We start from the raw sequence: 9,566 nt of genomic DNA on the forward strand, positions 1-9,566 counted from the left end.
GTCTAATTCTAAAGATTAAGGGAAAATGAGTATTAAAAACAGGCTAATATGCACTAAAATCAAAAGAAAATTAAAAATTTGGTGAATTTTAGACTAAAAAAATTGGAACTCAAAAAAGGAATCAATTTACGTTGTCTTTTGTAACGGTCTCATAATGTATAGACTTTGTACAGGCTTTAAAAATGTCTGAATAAAATTTCATGGACAACTTGATGTATATTGCAGCATCATATTTTATTAAGCAAAAATATTTAAAGACAACATTATGAATGTAAAGTACTACACAATTTTATTAGCGATATTGATTTTCAATATTCAGAATTTAATATTTTCCCAATGTAAAATATCACCAACCTCATTTTGTGATCACAAAGTGGTACTTGATGACGAGAACAAATTGCTTCCATGGTATACAGAAGGAAACGCATATGATCATTTTCTACATATCCGATGGGATTTTATCAAGAACAAAATGCCGAATGCTCCCGGCCCCGCTCCCCGCTCCAATTATCCCCAGTTTTATTTTTATGCGTCGTTCACGGAAAATGACGGGAAGATAGAGCCTGTTATGTGGATGAACGACCCTGGAGAAAAAGTGAATATGCTTTTTGAAAGTGCGCGTCTCTACTATGCCTACACAGGAGATTCGAGTGTAATGGAAATAGCTAAAGATTATATGGATTATACCTTGGAACATGGTATTAGCCCTTCTGATTTTGCATGGCCTAATTTTCCTTATACCGCGGTCAATCCCGGTGAGACCGAATTTAAAGGTTTTAACAAGGCTGGGTTCGCATTGCATGAAGTACATGTAGATCACGCAGGAGAATTAGGGTATGCGTATTATAGAATGTATCTCTATACTGGGGACAAGAAATATTTGCAGGCTGCCACGAATGTAGCTGATGTTCTTGCAAAAAATGTGCGTAAAGGTTCCGCCACTCAATCCGTATGGCCATACAGGGTACTTATGAGTACAGGTGAGATCACTTCGGAATATGGGGCCAATTGGACGGGCTGTTTTATGCTTTTAGATAATTTGATCAAAGAAGGGGTAGGTAATGTGAGGGCCTATGAACGAGCTCGAGAACTGGCTCGTGACTTTTTATTGGAATTTCCTTTAAAGACGGGATATTGGACTGACGGTCATACGGATACCGCTATAAACAGTAATACTTATAAGAGTAATCTAAGTGCGAGCAACTTCAAATTAGGCATTTTCGATTATCCCGAACTGGATCCTAACTGGAAAACCAATATGCCAAAATTAATTAAATGGACCGAGGATAACTTCGTGCACAAATCGGCAATTATGAACGCTGAGGACTACGGTATAGGTCTAACGCTAGAAGAAGCAAATGGTATTCCTTTAGAACCGTCAACGATCTGGGGCGCCAATATCGTCGGCGAACAGGATATATATTTTCCGAAAATGGATTACATGACCGCCAGATACGCTGCGGAATGCGCCCGATGGTATGCTGTATCGGGAGACGAATCGTACAAAGAAAAGGCTTTTCGGGCCTTAAATTTTGTGACGTACTGCAACGATGATTCGGGAATGGCCTTTGAAAGTCCGTTTTCCAATGGAGTATCCCCGTGGTGGGGCGACTGCTATGGTGAAGCCCCAAGGATGTTCTATCAAGCATTTGCCGGAATACCGGAATGGGCACCTGCTGGGGAAAATCATATACTTTATTCCGAAGGCATAATCACCGATGTACTATATGACAACAATAGGGTTCAATATCTAGCCACCAACAGTGCTGGAATCGATTATTTGAGATTGACCTTTAAACCAGTAAAGATTACCGAAAATAGTACCAAATTGAAACTGCGGGGAAATTTAGATAAGGAAGGGTATACACTTAGAAGCCTCGGAAATGGAGATTACGCCGTAAATATCAAGCGTTCAGGTAAAGGAAGAATCATTATCGAAGGTCTCTAGGTTCAGATTTGATAGGCAAAATAATCAGATTAAGACTATATTATATTAATCAATAACTAAACCAATTCATTTACAAATACAACACCTTATGAAAAACTATTATTTCTTTTCGTTCTAATTGGAATGTCATATTCATTACAGGCACAAAAAATGCGGGATTTTCTTTCATGCCAAATTACATTTCCAATTTTTGGGCAAAGGGTAATGTGAAGGATGCCTCTTTTATTAACATTGCTCAATTAAGGCCATTCTAATTGCCAGAAACAATAGTGAACTGTCTTTGTTGAAAATTAATACTAATTGATAATATATTAATTAACCCGAGTTTCCTAAAAAGGAGGAGCATATAAGTTCATTAATTTTGAGATATGAACTTCAAAAAGAACTTAAAAATGCTCCAAGACAAAGTTATAGCAATATATTGTTTGATGGACGATCTTTTAAAAGAAATGAACCATAGCGAACATAATAACAGAACATTTTGTGACTAGTTTTAACATTATTCTATACTAATAAATATAACAGTTTACTCCAACAAAAAAATGAAAAGAATCTTTGAGCTTATCGGTCCTGGCTTTATTACAGCAGCCTTGGTATTGGGTCCCGGTAGTTTGGCCGTGGCATCGAAGATCGGGGCAAACTACGAGTATCAGCTGCTGTGGATTGTACCATTCTGTGTTTTGTTCATGGGTGCCTTTATAATAGTATCCACACGTATTGGCATCGCCTCCGAAATTTCTTTGCTCCAACAGATTCGACGCAAATATGGAAGTTGGGTTGCCATCCTGATCGGGTCAGGACTTTTTTTGGTAGCAGCATCATTCCAAGCGGGAAACTCAATAGGTGCCGGAATGGTTTTTAGCGAAACCTTGACAATGTCGTCCACACCATGGATTATCGGTATATCGGCCATCGCTATTTACTTGTTGTTTTTTAAGGCCTTTTTTAAGATTCTTGAAAAAGTAATGATTGGTATGGTCATTTTAATGTTGATTTCCTTTGTGCTTACCTTGATCATTTCTAACCCAGACATATCAAAAGTGGTTGAACAGTTTACTTTCGGTGTTCCTTCGGGCTCCGAAATGCTTGCTTTAGCACTGGTAGCGTCAAGTTTTTCAATTGCTGGAGCTTTTTATCAATCGTATCTGGTGCAGGAAAAGGGATGGACCAAGGCCAAAGAAAAATCTCACGAACGCGAGGGTATTACCGGAATCGTTATCTTGGGCGTAATTACCTCGACCGTGCTCTTGGTCGGTGCATCCGTTTTATTCCCCAAAGGGATAGCGGTAAATAGTGCCACCGAAATGGGTATGGCATTGGAGCCGATTTTTGGTCCATATGCCACGAATATTTTTATGCTAGGCCTTTTTGCGGCCTCCTTTTCTTCCTTATTGGGAAATGCCACCTTGGGTGGGGTTTTATTATCGGACGCGTTAAATTTAGGGATGAGACTGGAATCGGTAAAAGTGCGGGCAATGATCATGTTGGTCATCTTGATAGGGGCAATGGTCGCTATAGTTTTTGGTAATTTGCCCATAGAGTTGATCGTTGTAGCTCAAGGCCTTACCATTATGGTATCGCCTTTAATAGGACTATTGCTGCTCCTAATCGCTTTTGAGAATTCGGCAAAAAAAGAAATAGAATTAAGCATTGGCTTAAAGGTGTTTATGATTTTGGGTTGGTTGATCATATTATTTTTGGCCATGACCAACGGGTATAATCTTTTTATAAAATAGCATATGCAAACTGTAGAAGAACTGGAAAACAAATTGTCGGAACCTTCCGATAGACTAGTTGAAGATGTCGCTAAGATCAAAGGCGATATCATGATTTTGGGTTTGGGAGGGAAAATGGGTCCAAGCTTGGCGAAGTTGCTCAAGAGATCCATTGAACAGGCAGGAGTATCAAAAAGAGTAATGGGTGCCTCGCGATTTTCGAACGAAACGATTTACAAGGAACTTACCGAGTTCGGGATTGAATGTTATAAGGTCGATCTATTGAACGATGCTGCATTGAACGACCTACCCGATGCTGAAAATATCATCTATATGGCCGGCAATAAATTTGGAACGGCTGGCAACGAACATTTTACCTGGGCAATGAACGCCTATCTGCCGGGAAGGGTGGCGGAGAAGTACAAAAACTCCAACATCGTAGTGTTTTCCACGGGAAATATCTATCCTTTCATGCCCATCGAAAGTGGGGGCGCAACGGAAAGTGTAAGACCTTCTCCCATTGGGGAATACGCCCAATCCTGTTTGGGCAGGGAACGGGTGTTCGAGCATTTTGCCATAAAGAATGGAACCAAAATGTTATTATACCGTTTAAACTATGCCCTGGATTTACGGTACGGCGTGCTTTTAGAAATCGCTAAAAAGGTAATTTCCCAAAAACCCATCGATTTGAGTATGGGCCACGTCAACGTAATCTGGCAAGGCGATGCGAACGAATACGCTATCAGAAGCCTATTGCATTGTGAATGCCCTGCCAAAAAATTGAACATTACGGGGCTAGAAACGATATCGGTACAGTGGCTTGCCGAACAATTTGGCGAGCATTTCGGAAAAATGCCAATTTTTGAGAACCGGCCGGCCGAAACGGCTTTACTTAACGCTGCCTCACATTCATTTGAACTGTTTGGAAATCCTTTCGTTGTGCTCAACGATATGATACTGATGACCGTGGAATGGGTGAAAGCGGGAGGCCAAGAAATAAGTAAACGCACCCATTTTCAAGAACGGAAAGGAGATTTTTAAATTTTATACCCTGAGGAAGATTATAAAAAAATGAAAGATTTAGATCTAAAAATAAAAGCATTGTTACAAGACGGAACGGTCATACCGGCACACCCTTTGGCCCTGACCTCCAATCGCAAATTGGACGAAGACCGACAGCGGTTATTGACCCGGTATTATATCGCCTCCGGAGCTGGGGGCATTGCCATTGGCGTTCATACCACCCAATTTCAGATTCGTGATCCAGAAATCGGACTTTACCGAAAAGTGCTCGAATTGGCCATTAAAGAAATTGAAAAGGCGGATCTGGATCGACCTTTCATAAAAGTAGCTGGGGTAAGCGGTAATACGGAACAAGCCATCAACGATGCCAAAATCTGCGCGGAATTGGGGTATGACATTGTGCTGGTCAGTACAAATGGATTGGGCAATTGGTCCGAAAAAGCTTTGTTGGAACGTACCCGAAAAATTGCAGAGGTAATCCCCGTATTCGGTTTCTACTTGCAACCCGCGGTTGGGGGCAAGGTACTAAGTTTTGATTATTGGAAGGCCTTTGCCGAAATAGCAAATGTCCATGCCATAAAAATGGCCCCGTTTAACCGGTACCAAACCTTGGAAGTAGTCAGGGCGGTATGTGAGTCGTCCCGATGTGATGAAATCGCTCTTTACACGGGTAACGATGACAATATATTAATTGATTTGTTGACAACCTATAAATTCAATGTCAACGACAAACCAGTTGTTAAAGAAATTGTTGGTGGTTTGCTAGGCCATTGGGCAGTTTGGACCCATAAAGCTGTTAAACTGCTTGAGATCATAAAAAATGTAAAAAAATCAGAAAACACCATTTCAAAAGATTTATTGACCATGAACGCTGCAGTAACCGATTCGAACGCCGCTTTCTTTGACTCGGCGAATAATTTTCAAGGTTGTATTGCTGGCATTCATGAGGTGTTGTACCGGCAGGGTATTTTAAAGGGAATATGGTGCCTTGATGAAAAAGAAGGACTTTCCCTGGGACAAAAAGAGGAAATCGACCGTGTTTACCAAGACTACCCCGAACTCAACGATGATGAGTTTATAGCGAACAATATTGGGGAATGGATGAAGGACTTGTAGGATATGATTCTGAAAAAAAGAAAGGCCGTTAGTATTGTTTACTCCCTTCTTGCTGTTGGAATAATATCTTCCTGCAAATCCGCAAAGACTAATTCTCTCGGGAATGATGTCACTGGAAAAGTCGACAAAATTGAAAATAAGCAAGCCGGTCCGGAGCAAATAAATCTTCAAATCCGCAAGGAAGGAAAATATACCTTCCTTGCGGATTTGCCGTATTTTATATTTCAATCGACCATGGCCATGAAAGAAGAAGCATCGCTTAAACTACTTCGCAATAATGAAATGACTATGGATAGTTTATTTACCCATGTTGCCTACCAAATAAGTGACAGAAAAGTTTCACGTTTAAAACTATACGATACCGAACTGGATTCTTTAAATAATAATCTTATCCCAGACGATTCGAGGTTTGTTGCTTTTTACAATACGAATGAGGGATATGGACTCGCTTCTATTCGATTGATTTACGATAATATGAATAACGAAGGCAATTCTTCACCAACATATAAATCTTACACCAAAATAAGCAAGTCTAGTGAAAATGGACGCTATTGGAATCGAGTTTTAATGGATTCTATTACTACCGCGCCGAAAGGCAGTCGGTATCATGAAAAAAATGCCTATTTGGTTTTTGAAGTTGGTTCGGAAATACCAGAAGAACAAATTCAATATTATTCAAAACGTTTGAGGAATCCCTTGATAGCAACTGTGGCCCCAAATAATTAAAAATGGATATCAAAGAAAGAATAAAAAATCTATCACAACAATATGCTCCTTATTTTATAATGGTTAGGAGGCATTTACATCAGAACCCCGAACTTTCCTTTCAAGAATATAAAACCTGTGCTTACATAAAGGAGCAACTGGAGATGATGGGTATCACTAATGTAACGTCCTTAGTAGAAACAGGACTTTTAGCGACAATTGAAGGGGGAATACCGGGAAAATCTATCTTGTTACGTGCCGATATCGATGCCTTGCCTATCACTGAAAAAAACGATGTTACCTACGCATCAAAAAATTTGGGGATTATGCATGCATGTGGGCATGACGCCCATACTGCTTCACTTTTAATGAGTGCTAAAATATTAAACGAAATCAGAGCCGATCTAAAAGGAACGGTAAATCTACTATTTCAACCTGCGGAAGAAGTCATGCCCGGCGGAGCAAGTTTGGTCATTAAAGAAAAAAGTTATCAAGACTTAGGTAAACTACCACATATTGGGCAGCATGTACGACCGGATATTCCCTTAGGCAATGTCGGTTTTTGTTCAGGTAAGTTTATGGCCAGTATGGATGAACTTTTTATTACTGTAAAAGGCAAGGGAGGGCACGCTGCAATGCCCCAAAATAGTGTCGATTCAGTATTGATTGCTTCCCATATCATAGTTGCCGCACAGCAACTTGTCAGTAGAATGGCTTCGCCCAAAGTGCCTTCAGTTTTATCTTTTGGCAAGGTTAATGCAAACGGGGCTATAAATGTTTTGCCCGATGAGGTGTTTATTGAAGGTACGTTCCGCACTTTGGACGAACCGTGGCGAAAAGAAGCGTTATTGAAACTTGAGAAATTGACTACTTCAATTGCCGATGGTATGGGGGGTAGCTGTGAGCTCAAGATCAATCATGGTTATCCACACTTAATCAATAATGTAGGTCTAACCGATAATTTAAAGGCATTAGCCGGGGAATATTTGGGAATTGAAAATATTGTAGACCTCGATCCGTGGATGGCAGCGGAGGATTTTGCCTACTATTCCTTTGAAAATCCTGTCAGTTTTTACATAATAGGTGTAGGAAATAAGGATAAAGGTATAAATTCTGGTCTTCATACCCCAACATTTGACATAGATGAAGAAGCTTTGGAAATTGGTGGAGGATTGATGGTTTGGTTGGCGCTGAAAACTCTAAATGAAATCTAATTTGGTTTATATGTATTAATCGTGTGAAGCTTTTCGGTAGATGATCTGCTTCCTCCTGCGGAAGTCGGTTTGCCCATCCGCTGCAATCCTCTATTTATAAACACGCTACGCCGGTCAGCTGGGGAAGTATTTCCGCTGCTGTTTTCCGGCATCCTCGGGACCGCACAAAAGCACATACGGCAAAAGGCCGCATGACCTTTTCCCTCCTAACCACCCATATTCCTTTCCATTGATATGTTCGGTAACCTTCCCGTTGAACGGGGATATCCTTTGTGGACTCCACGCCCATAAGGGTCTGTAAGAACAAGCGTATCAATGCCAATAATGTGTTCAGCGATATTGCCAATGGGGTGGTTCTATGGCTTCAAACTGTACATTGTGATTAATGATAGGGGTGCTCTACTTCGTGATCACCCATGCGAGCGAGGGCGATAGGACACCATTAAAGGAAGGGAATATTGGAGACAGTAAGGATCGTCAGCAAATCATCGGAAAGGTCGAAAATAGCTTTGACAGGTTGAACGTATTGGTCAACAATGCCGGAATCGCCCCAAAAGAGCGAAAAGGTGTGCTGGAAACCACCGAAGAAAGTTTTGACAGGGTCTTGAACATCAATTTAAAAGGTTCATATTTTCTGACCCAATTGGTGGCCAATTGGATGGTAGAACAAAAACAAGACGATCCGGAATTCGGGGGAAGTATCATAAACGTCTCCTCTACCTCTGCGGAAACAGTATCCATCAATAGGGGAGAGTATTGTATTTCAAAGGCTGGGTTAGGTATGGTGACTCATTTGTTTGCAGTGCGATTGGGGGATTTTGATATTCCCGTTTATGAAGTGCGTCCAGGTATTATAAGGACAGATATGACCGCTGGGGTACTGGAAAAATATGATGCGTTATTTGCGCAGGGCATTGCCGTACAGAGGCGATGGGGCTTCCCTGAAGATGTAGGCAAAGTGGTCGCCTCTTTGGCCAAAGGTGATTTCCCCGTACTAAGTTCAGCTAAAATATTTAACTTGAATGGTTCACTGTAACGTCTGGTTACTCTGTCATTTTTATACATATACTTGTTGTTTTGTGTATACATATTTCAGGACGGGTCACAACCTTGGGTCCTATTAAATCAATCCGATCAGTCAGTTTTTTGTTCGCCCTCAATTCTCCTATATTTTATTTATTGCCTTATTTGAAGCTGGCAGCTATCTAAAAAAAGCCAGTTTTAAACCGTATTCAAGACTGGAAATCCAAAAGCTATGTATCAGTGCTGTTAGACAAGATTATCTAGCTCTAGGGTTTTTGATTTTAAGTTTGATTTGCATTTGTACAATCTTTGTCTAGGGTTTGAAAGTCATATTGTAGTGGATCTTAAAGATATTATTAATAACATTTGCAAAGGATAAATTTAATCAAACACATAAGAGCTCCAATCAGTGACTTTTAGTTTATCCGAAGTAAAAACCAAAATTTATTTCACAAAGCATTAAGGCAAAATCTTATACGATTTTTAGTACCAAATATTAAAGCTGAAGAAAAAACTGTGGGTACAATGTCACTAAAAAATGGGAGTTCTCTTTTAAGCAAAACAAATTTTACACAAACATGGTAGAATTCAAAAACGATACGGAACTATTTGATTACATAATCGAAAATCTATATGTGGCAGCTGTATGTGATATTCTTGACGAACTTGGTTACCGTAATCAGGCTATGAATCAACGTTTACGACCGTTACTGCCAGATCAAGAACATTGTGGATTTATTGGTCGGGCGCGAACTTTTCGCTGGATGGAGACGGACTATATAGTAGAAGAAAATCCCTATGGGCTTGAGATAGAGGCTATGG

General features: G+C 40.2%; 7 protein-coding genes and 2 pseudogenes. All 9 read left to right on the forward strand.

The features are described from left to right. Positions 1-265: 265 nt before the first annotated feature. Positions 266-1,948, forward strand: a complete 1,683-nt coding sequence (locus P9Q65_RS12450; protein WP_304509780.1) for a hypothetical protein — start codon at positions 266-268, stop codon at positions 1,946-1,948. 542 nt (positions 1,949-2,490) lie between these two features. Continuing rightward, positions 2,491-3,684: an Nramp family divalent metal transporter gene (locus P9Q65_RS12455; RefSeq protein ID WP_304509782.1), complete on the forward strand. Its 1,194-nt coding sequence runs from the start codon at positions 2,491-2,493 to the stop codon at positions 3,682-3,684. Positions 3,685-3,687: 3 nt separating this feature from the next. Further along, positions 3,688-4,704, forward strand: a complete 1,017-nt coding sequence (locus P9Q65_RS12460; protein ID WP_304509784.1) for an NAD-dependent epimerase/dehydratase family protein — start codon at positions 3,688-3,690, stop codon at positions 4,702-4,704. 30 nt (positions 4,705-4,734) lie between these two features. Continuing rightward, positions 4,735-5,802, forward strand: a complete 1,068-nt coding sequence (locus P9Q65_RS12465) for a dihydrodipicolinate synthase family protein (RefSeq protein ID WP_304509786.1) — start codon at positions 4,735-4,737, stop codon at positions 5,800-5,802. Between the two features lie 3 nt (positions 5,803-5,805). Next, positions 5,806-6,528 (forward strand): hypothetical protein, encoded by a 723-nt coding sequence (locus P9Q65_RS12470; protein ID WP_304509787.1) that lies wholly within the window; start codon positions 5,806-5,808, stop codon positions 6,526-6,528. Between the two features lie 59 nt (positions 6,529-6,587). Further along, positions 6,588-7,721: a M20 metallopeptidase family protein gene (locus P9Q65_RS12475; RefSeq protein WP_304509791.1), complete on the forward strand. Its 1,134-nt coding sequence runs from the start codon at positions 6,588-6,590 to the stop codon at positions 7,719-7,721. A gap of 257 nt (positions 7,722-7,978) precedes the next feature. After that, positions 7,979-8,126, forward strand: a pseudogene (locus tag P9Q65_RS13490) (transposase); the annotation flags it as partial. 1 nt (position 8,127) lies between these two features. Beyond that, complete coding sequence (locus P9Q65_RS12480) at positions 8,128-8,757, forward strand: 3-ketoacyl-ACP reductase (protein ID WP_304509789.1); 630 nt, start codon at positions 8,128-8,130, stop codon at positions 8,755-8,757. Between the two features lie 565 nt (positions 8,758-9,322). Further along, positions 9,323-9,566 (forward strand): annotated as a pseudogene (locus P9Q65_RS12485) (hypothetical protein); the annotation flags it as partial.

The sequence above is a fragment of the Anaerotignum sp. genome (assembly GCF_030625865.1).
Classification (GTDB): domain Bacteria; phylum Bacillota; class Clostridia; order Lachnospirales; family Anaerotignaceae; genus Chakrabartyella.

Coding starts and splice junctions, on each gene's coding strand:
- P9Q65_RS12450 (WP_304509780.1), top strand. CDS start 266: ATGAATGTAAAGTACTACACAATTTTATTAGCGATATTGATTTTCAAT.
- P9Q65_RS12455 (WP_304509782.1), top strand. CDS start 2,491: ATGAAAAGAATCTTTGAGCTTATCGGTCCTGGCTTTATTACAGCAGCC.
- P9Q65_RS12460 (WP_304509784.1), top strand. CDS start 3,688: ATGCAAACTGTAGAAGAACTGGAAAACAAATTGTCGGAACCTTCCGAT.
- P9Q65_RS12465 (WP_304509786.1), top strand. CDS start 4,735: ATGAAAGATTTAGATCTAAAAATAAAAGCATTGTTACAAGACGGAACG.
- P9Q65_RS12470 (WP_304509787.1), top strand. CDS start 5,806: ATGATTCTGAAAAAAAGAAAGGCCGTTAGTATTGTTTACTCCCTTCTT.
- P9Q65_RS12475 (WP_304509791.1), top strand. CDS start 6,588: ATGGTTAGGAGGCATTTACATCAGAACCCCGAACTTTCCTTTCAAGAA.